The following is a 14,751-nucleotide window of genomic DNA, read 5'->3' as shown; positions in this document are numbered from 1 at the left end:
AGGGCACAACCGCCTCTGCACGAGCTTGGCGGTTTGACCCCATAAGATTGCTCGCCCAAATTTTCCCTCGATAGGTATTTGCACCTATGCAAAACATATGGCGTATATATAATTTCGTGACGTAGTATTCGCTCATCGAAGGTCGCCCCGCAGATGCTGAACAGCACACTACTGGCCTTGGTTAGCACAAGACGCCTGTGGGGTATTCGAGCGGCTTCTTGCCTCCCTGAACCATATAGAGGCCCGATTCAGCGCATTCGCATTCTTGCGTGACATCCGGAGGAGAACCCTGCCGGCGGTCTGACATAGGGCGAGATGAATTTAGGTCAGACGCAACAGAGCGGGGCACTCAGCGATATCACAGGAGATTTGATGTTGACCAAATCGTTTCACATATGCGTACTAGGGGCCGTGGCAGGGCTCGCGGTAGCGCCTGTATTTGCACAGTCGTCCGTCACTCTGTACGGAATCGTCGACACGTCCATCACGTATCAAAACAGCCAGACGACTTTAGGCTCCACGACGCCGGGACACTCGAATGTCCGGATGCAGTCCGGCGTTTGGAATGGCAGTCGTTGGGGCATGCGCGGAACCGAAGATTTGGGTGGCGGGACACAGGCGCTCTTCGTTCTGGAGTCTGGCTTCAATTTGGCCACGGGTGGACAGCAATTTACTAACGCAATGTTCGGTCGTCAGTCGCGCATTGAATTGTCCAATAAGTCGTATGGTGCGGTCTCAGTCGGCCGGCAATACAGTGCCTATTACACGATGCTCGCACCGTGGGTCCCGGCTCTTTATCAGACCGGGTACGGTTCCCATCCGGGCGACCTCGACGGACTGGACACATACTATCGGGCCAACAGTGCGATTGTGTACACGACGCCGACACTCTATGGTTTTACGGCGAGCGGTGAATACGCGCCTGCAGGCGTCCCGGGGAGTTTGAATCAAGGGTCCACGTGGAGTGCTGGCCTTCAATACAAGGGCGGCTCCTTAGGTCTCGCAGCGGGGTTTTGGCGAATCAATAACTCCACACCTGGTGGCGGCCCCTACGGAGCTGAATCCGCCGTGAATTCCTCCGGACAGCAGGGAGTGTCGGCTATCACGAATGGCTACAACCAAGCTCAAGCACAACAACGCTTCGCTGTCGACGGCGGGTACATCTTCAATGACGCTTGGGACATTTCGTTCGCGTACTCGAATGTCCAGTATATCCCCGGCATAAATTCGAAGTTCACGGACACGGCGGTTTGGAACACTGCGGGAAGCGTGCTCCATTGGAAGCCGTCTGCGCCGCTGGACCTTGCAATTGGCTATAGCTACACCTGGGCTTCGAAGGCGAACAACATCTCGGACGCGGCCAAATATCATCAAGTCGTCCTGTCTCAGTATTACGCTCTGTCCAAGCGGACGGGTCTTTACGCGCTCCAGGGGTATCAGCGAGCCTCCGGCAAGACGCTTGGTAACCCGGGAACGGGCGCCGTCATCAATGCAACACCTGCGATTGGCGACAGCTTCCAAGGTACGCCCGGGGCGAGCCCCTCCATGCTGGCGGTAAGTTTTGGCATTGTCAGCAAGTTCTAGTTAGCGAGCTCACAAGGGGACCAGTGTTCCGTTGTGATTCAGGGGTAATGGGCTGGAGACATCATGAGAGCAATTCGTATCATTGCTGTGGCACTCGCTATTCTGAGCCTCAGTGCGGCGGCTTCGTCTGTTTCAGCGCAAGACGTCAAGATTGGCTTCAACGGTGACCTGTCGGCATCGCCATCGGCGCAAAGTGGACAGGCTGCGGTCCTTGGCATGCAGGCAGCGATTGACGACATCAACGCGAGCGGAGGATTGCTTGGTCGCAAGCTGGCCTTAGTGGTGCGAGACGACATATCGCAACCACCGAAGTCCATTCAAAACATGTCCGACCTGATTGACAACGAGAACGTTGTAGCGGTTTTCGGACCAACAAACTCGGGCAATGCGATGGCATGGAAGCATATCGTCAATCAGAAGAAGATTCCGGTTCTCGATAACGTCTCCGCAGGCACCGACATCACGGCGCCCATGAGTGCTGGCGCAGAAAACTATATGTTTCGTGTTTCTATGGTCGACCGCGAGCAGATTGCTGCGCTGATGGCGTACGTCAGGAAGAGCGCAGGGGCGTCGCAAAAAGTTGGCTTCATGGCGGAGACCACAGGATATGGTCAAGGCGGCTTACGCGACATGAAAGCCATGGCCGAGTTACAGGGTGTCCGACCGGTCGGTACCGAGCAGTTCGGCGTCGGAGATACGGACATGACGTCGCAGCTCAATAAACTGAAGGCTGCTGGAGTTGACACAGTCATTATCTGGGCACAAGGCACTCCTATCGCTCAAGTCATGCGAAGCATGGAGAAAATCAACTACTACCCGCGAACCCTGACCTCCTGGGCTGCCGACAACATCACCTTTTACGACGCGGCAGGCAAGACGCTAGCCGAGAAACCCCTTTTCCTGCGCACGGTAAGCGAAAATCGTACGCCAGAGCAAGACAAGCTCTTCGCACGGGTCGGCTCTCAATTGAAGGCACCGAGCTCCTTTTCGTTCGCGCTTCATGGTTACGACTCGGTGTTGATTTTGGCGCAAGCCATCAAACAGGCCCACAGCACCGTCGGCTCTGACGTCCGAGTCGCCCTCGAGAATCTGAACGCTCCGGTTCATGGTCTGCTTAAGACGTACAGCAAACCCTTTAGCAAGCTAAACCACGAGGCGCTGGTTGCGAAAGACCTGGTCTGGGTTCATTGGAAAGATGGCAAGTTGATTCCTTACGCCGATGCTGTCATTGCCTCTCTGACTGCCGTAGATTATAGGAGTCAAAAAGCGGTTGATAACGTCAGGGTTGCTCCGATTCTGACGCCTCAAAATGCGGATACTTCGAAAGCGCTTTTGCAAGCGCTCATTAGTGGCCTTGCTATCGGGGGTGCTTATGCGCTGGTGTCTCTAGGATTCAGCATCACCTTTACTACGACCAAGACGCTCAACTTCTCGCATGGAGAGTTTGTTTCGGCTGGCGCCTTTATCGGCATGAGCGCAATGCTCTTGCTTTTGGGGAAACCGGTAACGGCGACCACTTTCGGAGGTGCGGTTCCCAGCGTAACAGCACAGTTGCTGGCGCTGGTTGCGGCCCTCGTCGTAATGGGTGGCCTCGGATGGCTCCTCTATGTGCTCGGCGTTCGACCCTTCGCGAGGAAGCCGGGGATGGCGTGGGTCATGAGCACTCTGGGGTTTGGAGTAGTTCTCGAAAGTATCGGCCTTGCCATCTGGGGTCCGAAGCCCGTCGTCGTGCCATCCCCAGTGGGAGATTCGGTCGTCCAGTTCATGGGTGTGGGTGTGCGGCCTCAAGAATTGGTTCTGCTCGGAGTGGCTGTAGCCGTGATGATTGTGTTTGACCTGGTAATGAGAAAGACCATGGTCGGAAAGATGATGCGTGCGGTCGCAGCAAACGGCAGCGTGGCCAGTCTGATGGGCATCAACACAAACGCCGTCATGATTGGTGCCTTCGTGGTCAGCTCTGCGTTGGCGGGTCTTTCTGGTTTCCTCATAGCTCCCATCACGCAGGCGTCGCTGTTTATGGGGTTGACTATTGGCCTCAAGGGATTTTCAGGCGCCATGATTGGCGGTCTCAACAACCCTCGGGGCTGCGTCATTGGCGGCTTTGCTTTAGGGGTGTTTGAGTCCACCGTCAATCTGTGGCAGGCGCAATGGCGTGAGATTGCGGTGTTCGCGGTAGTCATTCTCGTCCTTGCTTTTAAGCCCACGGGCCTCTTCGGAAGCAGACTGGTGGAGAAGGTATGAAACGCTACTCACACATCCTTTCGGTTTGCGCTATCGCAATCGTCTTGATTGCCGGTGCGCTGGCGGTAGGGAACGATTACTACCTGCACATTGCATTCATGATGTGCGTCTATTACCTGTGCGCAGCTGGTATGAACGTCTTGGTTGGCTTTGCCGGCCAGAAGTCGCTAGGGCAAGCAGGGTTATTTGGTGCCGGCGCCTACGCGGCGGCGCTCCTGACATCACAGACCGGACTCCATCCCTGGATTGCGATGGCACTCGCTACGGCGGTCGCCGGAGCCTGCGGCGTGCTCATTGCATTGCCCTCACTTCGAGTTAAAGGACCTTACCTCGCAATGGTCACTCTCGCGTTCGGGATTGTTATCGAGCGGTTGGTGAGCGACTGGACCGATGTTTTTGGAGGCGCTCAAGGCATTTACGGAGTACGCGGTCCTCAGTGGAACGGTCAGCCAATGACGTCGGCACAATGGGTCTGTGTAGCGGTCGCTTTTTGTGCGATTACGCATTTGCTGCTACGCAATTTCTTGCGTGGACGATTCGGTCGGGCATTCCTGTCACTTCAGGCAGACGAGATTGCATCGTCGGCGGTGGGCGTCCGAGTGTATCGCGCTAAGGTCATCGCGTTTGTCATCGCGGCAATCACGTGCGGTCTTGCCGGTGCCATGGTTGCCCAGCAAAACCAATACATCAACTCGGACTTCGTGTCGTTTCAACTTTCTATCTTCATTCTTCTCTTAGTCCTTTTCGGTGGAGCAGGAACGAGGCTTGGCCCGGTCGTTGGCGCAGTGATGCTGACTTTGTTGGACGCGCTGCTTGCACGCTGGCCGTCGGTTCAGCATGTGCTGTATGGCTTGCTATTACTTTTCGCGCTCTATGCAATGCCTCATGGCGTGGTCGGTACGGTGTCGAGTTTGTTCGCTCGCAAAGCGTCGGCAGACAATTCCTCGCTGCATTCTCGTCCTTCTAGTCAGGTGACCACACTTCTGAGGAACGCTCGGTCGAGCGGCGAGGAGTTGCTATCGGTTGGGAACGTCTCGAAATCCTACGGAGGCGTGAAACCGGCGCAGGAAATCTCGTTCTCTCTCAAGCGCGGTCACATTCACGCGCTCATCGGTCCAAATGGGGCGGGTAAGAGCACGATGATAAACATGGTGACAGGAATCGTTAGACCCGATTCTGGCTCCATTAAATTCAATGGGGTGGAAATTTCCGGTAAGCCGGTCCACGCCATTTGCTGGTTGGGGATGGGACGTACGTTCCAAAATTTGCGGCTCTTCGCCGACTTGTCGGTGCTCGACAACGTGATGCTGGGGCGTCATAGCCGCATGAAAAACGGTATCTTCGCTTCAATCGTCGCGTCGCCCCATGCTCGCCGCGAGGAAGAGATAACGAGGCAGCGTGCGCTCGAATTGCTTGAGCTAGTCGAACTTGGTCATCTGGCGGGCCGACCGGCCGGCAGCTTGTCTTATGGACTTCAACGGAGGGTCGAACTGGCGCGCGCGCTCGCCACTGAGCCTCAACTGTTGCTTCTTGACGAGCCAGCAGCGGGCCTGAATCCGCAGGAGACCGCCGAACTTGGCCAGCTCTTGCTTCGCATAGGCAAGCAAGGGGTAAGCATTCTTATGGTGGAACATCACATGGACCTCGTCATGTCCATATCTCACCACGTCATAGTGCTTGATTACGGGGTCAAGATTGCCGAAGGCAAGCCGTCCGATGTGCAGACCAACCCGCGAGTCGTTGAAGCCTACCTGGGCGTCGACGAAGCTGAAGCAGCGTAAAAGGAGGGCCTATGCTCAAAATCGACTCGGTCAAAGTGTCATATGGCGCCATCCATGCTGTTAAAGGAGTGAGCCTGGAGGTTCGCGAAGGGGAGGTGGTGACAATCATCGGCGCGAACGGCGCTGGAAAGAGCAGCCTTCTCAAGAGCATCGCGGGGTTGCAGGCGGTATCGTCCGGCCGTATTTCGGTGGGTGGTCGCGATTGCACTCAATTGCCGCCGCACTTGAGGCTGGGCTTGGGTATCGCACTTTCGCCGGAGGGGCGCGGAGTTTTCCCTGACCAGACGGTGCGCGAGAACCTCTTACTTGGTGCGTATTCTCGGAAGCAGTCTGCCGCGACAACGGGGGAGGCTATTGAGCGAGAGTTTGACCGCTTTCCTCGGCTGCGCGAGCGTCAGAACCAGCTGTCTGGAACTCTCTCAGGCGGCGAGCAGCAAATGCTCGCCATTTCTCGGGCGCTGATGAGTCAACCGCGCTTGCTCCTCCTCGATGAGCCTTCGCTGGGACTGGCGCCGCTTGTCATCCGGGACATCTTCATTGCGATTCGAAAGTTGCGCGACGAGGGACTCACAATTCTCCTCGTTGAGCAGATGGCCAAGCAGGCTCTTGCCGTGGCTGACAGAGCATATGTGCTCGAGGTCGGAACCATCACCTTGGAAGGGTCCGGCCGCGAGCTGCTGAATGACCCCAAGGTCAAGGCCGCCTACCTCGGCTCACATTGAGAGCGGCCACATCAGTCGGCTTCGTACCTTTACACATCTGGGAGATTTAATGAGTACGGTCAGAATGGGCTTGATTTCAAGGAAGCCTGATTGGTCCATCGAGCATTTCCAGCAGCATTGGCTCAACCACCATGGTCCGCTTGTGAAGAATGCACCCGGCCTCAGTCAGTACCGACAAAACCACGTTGTAGACAGGGTGCAAAGAGGTATCGATTTCGCGCGGGAGCCCTGGGAGTTCGACGGTTTCTCCCAACTTTGGCTTTCTGACCCCGGTAAGCCGTTTGGCGATGGCGAACTTCCCAAGCAGATTCGCGCTGATGAAAAGCATTTCCTCGGAACGCTCAACATCGTGACCGTTGAACAGACGACGGTCGTCGACGTCCCGAGCGATGAGGTCCGGTGCCGCGTGAAGAAGAGAATGTCTCTGATTCGACGTCGTCCCGAACTTTCCGAGCAGGACTTCCTGAATGAATGGAAAGTGCACGCGGACTGGGTTTGCACGATGCCAGGGGTGCTTGGGTATCGTCAGAATGCAGTGGTGCAGCGCGAGGTACACAAAGGAGTACCAGCCAGTTACGATGACATGCCTATCGATGGAATCGTCGAGTTCTGGTTTGAAGACGCAGACTCATTGCAGGAGGCTTTCACCTCGGAGGCTGGTCTCAAAACAATGGCGCACGCGAAGACATTTTTATCCGGAATCACAGCCTTTCTCGTGAAGGAGCACCGAATCATTTGAAGGGCCAACGAGGGTCGGCCAGCGATACGCGGCGACGCTGGCCACCCACGTTGTCAACGTTTGTGCTCAGACAGGAATCGAAAATGCCTAGACACTTTTCCCTTCGGTCGGGGGAGAGTGACCGTTTTGAGATTAGGAACCTGCGTACGGTGCATAATCGATGTAGCCCTCTGCGCCGCCACCGTAGAAGGAGTTCGGGTCCGCTGGAGTCAACGGCCAATTGTTTTGTAGCCGGGCAACTAGGTCGGGGTTGCTGATGTAGCTTGCGCCGAACGCGACGAGGTCGATGATGTTATCGGCAATCATTTGTTCAGCACGTGCACGCGTCATCCCTCCGGCCAGAATCAGCGCAGTCTGTTGCAAAAGCGGCTTCATCTGCCGCAGAAGTTTATAAAAACCAGATTCCGCTTCAGGCTCCAAGGCGCTGTCTAAACGAGAGTACCCTGACTGATTCATAACATGTACATAGGCGAGCCCTCGCTTTCCGATTTCTCGACAGAGCTCGATGTATGTACTTTCAATCTCGGGGTAATGAGGCATATCGAAGAGTTTCCCATAGGGCGAAATACGGATGCCCACACGCTCAGCACCGATGCGTGACGTTACAGCATCGATAACTTCAAGGGTGAACCGTAGCCGATTGGCCAGAGTGGTGCCGGAGTAGCAATCGGTACGGTCATTGACAAGCGGATTCATGAATTGCTCGAACAGATATCCGTTTGCGCCGTGAATCTCAATGCCGTCAAAGCCAGCATGGATTGCGTTATCCGCGGCTTGAGCGAAGTCCTCTACGATACGCGCAATTTCTTTTGTTGCGAGAGGACGTGGCGGTGGTGTGTCGACGGGGCTTGGCTTTCCGCTCGCGTCATATCCGAAGGCCTTTGCAGTTGTAGCTTGTTTCGAAGTTGCACTCACAGGCAGCCTTCCGCCTTCTTGAATCGACGGATGAGAAACGCGGCCGACATGCCAGAGTTGGGCAAAGATTCGACCACCGACGGAGTGAACCGAGTTTGTGGTCAGGCGCCAGCCGGCGATTTGCTCGGCCGTAAAAATACCCGGATTGAACAGATATCCTTGGCCCTCACGGGATATTGACGTGCCCTCGCTGACAATCAGGCCTGCGGTAGCTCGTTGCGTGTAATAGAGCGCTGTATGCTCGTCTGCGATGTCGCGTAAGGCGCGTGCGCGGGTCAGGGGCGCCATGACGATGCGGTTCTTGAGAACTATGCCGGACAGGTTGAATGCGTCGAAGATGTCTTTCATAGCGAGATGGCAATTTTCCGTTAGTGCTGTGACGCCGTGCGTCGGGCATTGAATCCGCATGTGCGAGCGGGCCGATGCGCAAAGCATTAGGCGTTTTTGCGTGGGTTGGTCGTTGGTGAGTGCGCCTTGGTGGGCGTTACGGCGTCGGTACTGTCTTGGTTTCTCGAATTCGCGCGAATTACCAGGATTCCTTCACGAGTGGAGACTTAACCCAACCCTCCGTCCAGGGTGCCGACTGCTCGATGATTCCGGTGACTTCCTCAAATAGCCATTTGCCGTCAATTTTCACGAACTTGTCGGCGTATTTTCCGGATAGGACTACGGCCTCTTCTTTGGGAGATTCCTCAGATGACTTCGTCGTTAGAAGGCATTGCAAATAGAAACTGGCGTCCGCGTGGAGACCATCGGCGCTGATGTCGATTATGGGCGAGAAGATATTGTGCTGCGCCCAACTGATGCCTTTGCTTAAATTCCTGCAGTGCTGTTTGATGCCGGTATGACCCCTTGCGTCGCCTCCAACCCCTTTAATGGACCAAAGGCCGTTTTCAACAAAGAGAGTTGCAAGCCTGTCGCCGTCGAACTGGCGGTCGAGATTGCGTGCGTACTCAGCCTTTAATTGCTTGATGGCCTCGGTGTCTTCAAGTCTGGTGATGCGTTGTTCTACGGTTAATAAATGGTAGTTCATGATGCTCCTAAACAAAGGCGTTGGGGTCGGCACGTTCGAGTCGACTCGTATCAGGCGAGTCACGTGGTCACAGTCATCGGGGCGTCGGCAATCAATGGTCTTGCAAGCTGGCGCTCAAAAATGACGTACGGTCAAACGAGCCAGTTCGTGTTCCGTTGGAATCGTTTTTTGTTCAGTGAGACGGAAAGTGCGGTAGTACGTCTGCAGCCAGTTCGTCCATGAGTTCCGAGTACGGTCGCCGACTGACTTTCGGGTTGAGCGCTACGTGATTGACCCCCGCATTCTGTGCGCTATGAAGAAAGCTAGCCAAGCTTTTGCTTCCAGAGCGGAAGCCTCCTCGTGTTCGAATTAGCGGCTCATTCGGGTCTTCGACCAGGTCAAGGAAGCCACCAATGCCAAGCGGTTTGAATTGCTCAGCGCCGCACGACTCACTGACTAGCGTGTGCCACTGCGTTGCAAAAGCTGGTAGCTGGTGCGTAACAGGGGAGGAGCCGATGAAGCCGTCCATGTTCTTTGCAATCCAGGCGAGGCTCTGCTGTGCGTGCCCGACCGCGATGGCTGGTGTTCTTTCGTAAGCGGGCTTCGGAACGAGGTCGAGCGTCCCCCATGCGCTTCCGAAACGAGGCGACGCGAAATGCGGAAAGCTTTCTTCGATGACAGTTTTGTAGACGCTGAAGGCGTCGCGGAATCGGTCGCCTCGCGTTTCGAAATCGATTCCAAACAGCGGATACTCAGAGGGACGGTCGCCGGACGACATCCCGATTACCATTCGGCCACGCGAGAGCTGGTCGAGCGACGCGACCTGCTTCGCCAAGATGAGCGGCTCTCGCATTGGCAACACAATGCCCGCCGTGCCGAGCGCTATCCGACTCGTGTACGCGGCCAGATATGCGATGTAGACCATTGGGTCGAAGACTTGTCCAACGTCGCCGTAGCTCGGGTCGTAAAAAGGAACGTCGCGCATCCACAACGCCGCGAAACCCAAGTTGTCTGCCTTCTGCGCCATCTCTACATGGTCCTGCATCGTGGGCGCGGGGCTGTCTGGATGCGTCTCCAGCGGCAGAATCAGGCCCACCGTCAGTTTGCCCTGCGCGAAGAGGCGCGCATAAGCGGGCTGCCGCGCCAAGGCGAAATGGTCGTGTACTGGATTTTGAACGCGTGACTCCATCGAAACCTCCGTAGATGGTGAAATTGTAATTTCATCCACGGAGGCGAAAAACCACGTAAAATTCCAATGACTTAATCCTTGGATTCCAATATAGTGGCCGGCGACAGATTCTCGGGCATGAATGAGTTCGTTCTATCGGCGCAGGAGGGCAGCTTTACGGCGGCCGGCCTGCGACTTGGACTGACGAGCAGCGCTGTCGGAAAGGCCGTGACGCGCCTTGAAGAGCGCCTTGGCACTAAGCTGGTCCATCGCACGACGCGACGCCTGACGCTGACGAACGAAGGAGAGGCATATCTGTCAAGTTGCCTTCGTGTACTCAATGAACTCGAAGAGACGGAGAGCTACCTTACGACCGGGCGGAGCGAGCCGGTTGGGCGGGTACGAGTGGAGTTGCCGGCGACGTTCGGGCGTAGGCACGTGCTGCCATCTCTGCTAGAGCTATCCACCCGACATCCACGCCTTGACCTATCGGCGAATTTCAGTGAGCGACTAGCTGACCTGATTGCCGAGGGCATTGACGTTGCAGTTCGAATCGGCGTGCTGAAAGACGATTTGGATATTGCTGCACGTAGACTGGGCGAACAGCGACTGGTGATTTGCGCGTCACGAGCCTATCTGAAGCGCAATGGAATACCAAAAACGAAAGATGACTTGCTTGTCCATGACTGCATTGGTGGATTACGCAGAACCCAGCGGGCAGTTTGGCTTTTAAGAAACGAGCAAGGAGTATCCGAGCCGGTGGATGTGAAGGTGAGACATGAGTTGGGTGATGGCGAAGCCATATTAAACACCGCCCTTGCTGGATGCGGGCTGGCGCAGCTGCCAACGTGGCTTGTGGGCGAACACTTACGCAGCGGGGCATTAGTGCAGGTCCTTGATGAGTGGACCCGCGGCGAGATGCCAATACACGTCATCTGGCCACGGACGAAATATATTCAGCCGCGCGTGCGGGTTGTTATTGACGAACTCGTACGCTTGTCGAGTGAAGGGGACTCTGGTTTCAAAGCTTAGCGGAAGCGACCCAGATTGCCCCATCGAACCAATCATCGACTCGCGAATGCATCGCTTTTTCCAGCGGACTGCTTGTTTCAATTCGCTGTTATGTAATTCGAGAGTCGCGATGCACATGGTCAGCGAGGGAGTAGGAAGCATCACTACCACGTTGATGCTGGCGCTGACAAAGCGCTTGACGATTGCAACTTAGGCCATCGTCACGATTAGCGTCGGTGTCGCTGCAACGCAGGCCAGACAGGACAGCGACCCTGCGATGCTCGTCGGAGCCGCCGACCGCGCGCTGTATGCCGCCAAACAGCAAGGCAGGAATTGCATATGCGTCGCAGGCGTCGATGAGCAGGAGCCGACAGAGTCTGTATTGCGCGTCAAGCGAGGCTAATCGTCGTCGACCGCGAACGGCACAGCGGTCACCACCTCCCCATTCACCTCTACGGCCCCTCAGTGTGGGGTTGAAGCGTGATGGTGAGCGTCGCACTGACTGATTTTTGTTGCGTCGCCCCAGGCCGTCGCTGTCCCGTTCAACACGATGTATCCGCCCAGCGTGCCAATGGTTTTTTAACGCAATTGCAGGTCGTAGCCTGGCGTCGATAGCGAGGCGTTGAATGCATATAGTTCGAATCCCGTCGTCGACAGGCTAATGCTGTTTGCAGTGTACGAGAAGTTATCAATGCAGCGTGTCTGCTTGGGGCCGTCGTTGTTATAAATTGGGACGACCCTCGGGGGCTTCCCGCCGACACGATAACCGATAGTGCTTCAGGCAGCCGGCGACCGGGAGCACCTACAGGTCTACTTGATGAGCCGATGCACAGCGCAGAAATCGCTCAGCTACCGAAGAAGATATTGCATTGCGGGTCCAACCTGCATTTCTCTGCGGCGCGCCTGCCGCTTTGTGTGTTTGTGGCGGGCACTCCACCATACGACTGCGAGTTCATGTCAGAGGACGCGGCCGGCGTAGCGGGGTTCTGTTGCTGCTGCTGGGCTTGCGGCGCCGGCATCGTGTCCTGGGCGTTTGCGAGCCCCGGCGTGACCAGCAATCCGCCAGCAGCAAGCACGACCATCAACTGTGATTTCATGATTCACTCCTTGTAACCACCTTCTGTATTCCTTAGGGTTTTCGCTATTCGCGCACCCTTCCACCGGATTCACGCCCCTGGGAGGGCGACGAATACGGTCAGGTGCGGGCACTATTGGGTAGCTGATGCTGATGCGCAGTGCGCCGAGCCGAGGTACGGAGCGAAGTTCATCGGGGCGCGAAATCGCGATATCGACGGGACTTGTGAACTCGCCGACGCATCTCGCCCCTGCAGGTTTGTTATAGGGGGTGGGGCTGACAAACCGCCTGCTGCACAAGATGTAATGCGAAAATACCTTGCACTGCCCCGGCCCGCACGGCGGCGGATAACCGAGCCGGAACCGATATGTAACTGGTTACCGGCTACCTGCGGCCGAAAGGTGTCGCGCTGGCCGCCAAGCAGGAAGGCGCTCAAATCATCAGGTCCTTCGTGGAAACGATAAGGCGAGACGAGTCGATGTTAGACGAGCCATACAAGATTGCTCATGGCGATGGTGCGCTTCTTTTGGTGACTAATGCGTCAAAGGCTTCTCGCGCGTCTTTTAGCTCCTGCATCGCCGTGGCAAACCGTGCCAGCTCAAGAGTCGAGGGCTGTTCATCGGGTGCCTGAGCGTAGTGCGCTTCCAGGCGCTCGAGGGCCGATGCTTCCGCCGATACTGCCTTTTCTTTCATTGTCGTTTCCCGGAACAAACACATCCTGTTTCCCCATGCCTCGACCGGCTAGCGTTGATTACGGCATCAACGTAGCGGTCCTTGAGCGACAAACGTGAATGGCGATTCTACGACTGGAATGCGCCGTGCAAAGCATCGACTTGGATGCATCACAAGTCATAGCGCCTGCGAAACTATCTCGTCTAGTTGGGGACGTTGCGTGCGTCGACCCTTGAAGTCAGTTTTGCTATTTGAACCTTCCGCCAATGCTTCTCAAGACCTAGCCTGCTCGGCATGTTGCTGATGAAGCCATACCGGTCTTGAGGAAATTCACATGAACACGTTGGTAATCGAAGGGGTCAACGTTTTCGACCCCGTAACGAAGAAACGCCGGACGAACGTCAATGTCTGCATCGCCGACGGAAAGATCGCGGCAATAGGAGAGATACCGTCGTCGTTTGTCGATGCCCGCAGAATGAGCCTTCCAGGGCACACCGTCCTGCCGGGTTTCATCGATCTGCATGTCCACGTCGTCGCGTCGAATGCGAATCTGGGCGCCAACGCCATGATGCCAAACTTCCTGGCTGCGCTTAAGACGTTGCCCATCCTGCGCGGCATGTTGAACCGCGGGTTCACCACCGTTCGAGATGCAGGCGGCGCTGACTTTGGCATGTGCGATGCGGTCAACAGCGGTGTGCTTTGGGGCCCGCGCATCCTGTCCTCAGGCAAGGCACTGTCGCAGACCGGCGGGCACGGCGACTTCCGTCAACGCAATGACAAGCTTGACGATGCCTGCGGGTGCCTGGGGCGCCAGGGAGCGATTGCCCGGGTGGTCGACGGTGTTGAGGCGATGCGTCTGGCAGTACGCGAAGAACTCCTGAAAGGGGCCTCACAGATCAAAATAATGGCATCGGGCGGTGTCGCTTCGCCCAACGACCCCATCACCAACACGCAGTATTCGGAAGATGAAATCCGTGCCGCGGTTCAGGAAGCGGAGGCTGCCGGCACTTACGTGATGGCGCACGCCTACACCGCTCGCGCCGTCCGGCGCGCCGTCGAGTGCGGGGTGAAATGTATCGAGCACGGCAACCTCATCGACGAGGAGACTGCCCGTTTGCTGGCGGAGCGCGGCGTGGCGGTTGTGCCCACGATCGCTACTCTTGACCGGCTCGTTGAACAAGGTCCCGCGCTTGGTTTCCCCGCCGAGTCGCTCGCAAAGATTGAGGGAGCACGCTCCGTCGGCCGGCAGGCACTTGCGCTGATGGCGCGAGAAGGCGTGAAGGTCGGGTTCGGCTCGGACATGCTGGGCGAGCTGCACGCCTTCCAGTCCGACGAGTTTGCCGTGCGGGCAGAAATCGTCGGCAACGTCGAGGCCATCCGGTCGGCAACGTGCGTTGCCGCCGAAATCACGGGTGAAGCTGGCGTGCGGGGAACGGTCGCTGTCGGAGCCGTGGCTGACCTCATCGTGGTCGACGGTGACCCGATCGAGGACATTTCCCTTCTGCTGGGGCAGGGCGAACACATTCCCGTGGTCATCAAGGCTGGAGTGTGTATGAAGGAAGCCGGCCGACTGCTCGAACCAGTCGCAGAGTGAACGGCTGGCGCGCGGCATCGGTCGCGCGCACCGTCTGCACTGACTAGCACTCAATTGGCGCATGCCTTTCGCGCATGGCCGGACCCGCCCCTCCAAAGACAAACCCGAACATGACCTCTCTCAGCACTCGAAATTTCGACGCCAATGCAACAGCTGCACTGCTGGACTATCCCTCGCTGGTGCGCGTTCTTCGGGAGACCATCATTGAATATGGCGCAGGACACATCGCGAGTCCTG

The 14,751-nt window shown here is 56.6% G+C and carries 13 protein-coding genes and 1 pseudogene; 9 read left to right on the top strand and 5 right to left on the bottom strand.

Annotation, left to right across the window (positions count from 1 at the left end):
- Positions 1-372 precede the first annotated feature (372 nt).
- The 6 genes and pseudogenes from P0D80_RS30565 to P0D80_RS30540 all read left to right on the top strand — a co-directional run bounded on the left by P0D80_RS30565 (position 373) and on the right by P0D80_RS30540 (position 7,067).
- Entirely contained in the window at positions 373-1,584 is a 1,212-nt protein-coding gene (locus P0D80_RS30565) for a porin (protein WP_408289411.1), read from the top strand.
- Between the two features lie 63 nt (positions 1,585-1,647).
- A pseudogene (locus tag P0D80_RS30560) lies at positions 1,648-2,685 on the top strand (ABC transporter substrate-binding protein); the annotation flags it as partial.
- 231 nt (positions 2,686-2,916) lie between these two features.
- A complete protein-coding gene (locus P0D80_RS30555) occupies positions 2,917-3,825 on the top strand; it encodes a branched-chain amino acid ABC transporter permease (protein ID WP_408289471.1) in 909 nt (302 codons plus the stop codon).
- Positions 3,822-5,606 carry a branched-chain amino acid ABC transporter ATP-binding protein/permease gene (locus tag P0D80_RS30550; RefSeq protein WP_408289408.1) on the top strand — a complete coding sequence of 595 codons (1,785 nt, stop codon included), beginning with the start codon at positions 3,822-3,824 and terminating at the stop codon, positions 5,604-5,606. Before P0D80_RS30555 ends, P0D80_RS30550 begins: the two co-directional genes overlap by 4 nt.
- An 11-nt stretch (positions 5,607-5,617) precedes the next feature.
- Positions 5,618-6,328: an ABC transporter ATP-binding protein gene (locus P0D80_RS30545; RefSeq protein ID WP_408180341.1), complete on the top strand. Its 711-nt coding sequence runs from the start codon at positions 5,618-5,620 to the stop codon at positions 6,326-6,328.
- A 49-nt stretch (positions 6,329-6,377) separates the two neighbouring features.
- Positions 6,378-7,067 (top strand): EthD domain-containing protein, encoded by a 690-nt coding sequence (locus P0D80_RS30540; protein WP_408180342.1) that lies wholly within the window; start codon positions 6,378-6,380, stop codon positions 7,065-7,067.
- A 132-nt stretch (positions 7,068-7,199) separates the two neighbouring features.
- On the opposite strand, the gene P0D80_RS30535 is transcribed toward P0D80_RS30540, so the two are convergent.
- From P0D80_RS30535 to P0D80_RS30525, 3 genes are all read right to left on the bottom strand, one after another.
- Positions 7,200-8,330: an alkene reductase gene (locus P0D80_RS30535; RefSeq protein ID WP_408289403.1), complete on the bottom strand. Its 1,131-nt coding sequence runs from the start codon at positions 8,328-8,330 to the stop codon at positions 7,200-7,202.
- A 178-nt stretch (positions 8,331-8,508) separates the two neighbouring features.
- A complete protein-coding gene (locus P0D80_RS30530; protein ID WP_408289400.1) occupies positions 8,509-9,015 on the bottom strand; it encodes a nuclear transport factor 2 family protein in 507 nt (168 codons plus the stop codon).
- Positions 9,016-9,187: 172 nt separating this feature from the next.
- Entirely contained in the window at positions 9,188-10,183 is a 996-nt protein-coding gene (locus P0D80_RS30525) for an LLM class oxidoreductase (protein ID WP_408289397.1), read from the bottom strand.
- Positions 10,184-10,261: 78 nt separating this feature from the next.
- Here P0D80_RS30525 and P0D80_RS30520 point away from each other — a divergent pair, with 78 nt between their 5' ends.
- Together P0D80_RS30520 and P0D80_RS30515 are read left to right on the top strand one after the other, a co-directional pair.
- Positions 10,262-11,194 (top strand): LysR family transcriptional regulator, encoded by a 933-nt coding sequence (locus tag P0D80_RS30520; protein ID WP_408289394.1) that lies wholly within the window; start codon positions 10,262-10,264, stop codon positions 11,192-11,194.
- Between the two features lie 196 nt (positions 11,195-11,390).
- The gene (locus tag P0D80_RS30515) at positions 11,391-11,576 is read left to right on the top strand and encodes a GGDEF domain-containing protein (protein ID WP_408289468.1); all 186 of its coding nucleotides are present in this window, start codon (positions 11,391-11,393) and stop codon (positions 11,574-11,576) included.
- A 442-nt stretch (positions 11,577-12,018) separates the two neighbouring features.
- Here P0D80_RS30515 and P0D80_RS30510 read toward each other — a convergent pair whose 3' ends face one another.
- Both P0D80_RS30510 and P0D80_RS30505 read right to left on the bottom strand, forming a co-directional pair.
- Positions 12,019-12,270, bottom strand: coding sequence for a hypothetical protein (locus P0D80_RS30510; RefSeq protein WP_408180347.1), 252 nt, complete (start codon positions 12,268-12,270; stop codon positions 12,019-12,021).
- A gap of 482 nt (positions 12,271-12,752) precedes the next feature.
- On the bottom strand, positions 12,753-12,941 hold the full coding sequence (locus tag P0D80_RS30505) for a hypothetical protein (RefSeq protein WP_408180348.1): 189 nt from the start codon (positions 12,939-12,941) through the stop codon (positions 12,753-12,755).
- A gap of 313 nt (positions 12,942-13,254) precedes the next feature.
- On the opposite strand from P0D80_RS30505, the gene P0D80_RS30500 reads away from it, so the two are divergent.
- Complete coding sequence (locus tag P0D80_RS30500) at positions 13,255-14,514, top strand: metal-dependent hydrolase family protein (protein WP_408289390.1); 1,260 nt, start codon at positions 13,255-13,257, stop codon at positions 14,512-14,514.
- Positions 14,515-14,751: the final 237 nt, after the last annotated feature.

The organism is Paraburkholderia sp. RL17-373-BIF-A (assembly GCF_046030175.1).
Lineage (GTDB): Bacteria > Pseudomonadota > Gammaproteobacteria > Burkholderiales > Burkholderiaceae > Paraburkholderia.
Note: the sequence above shows the minus strand (reverse complement) of the source record. Positions and strands in the feature narration are given on the sequence as shown.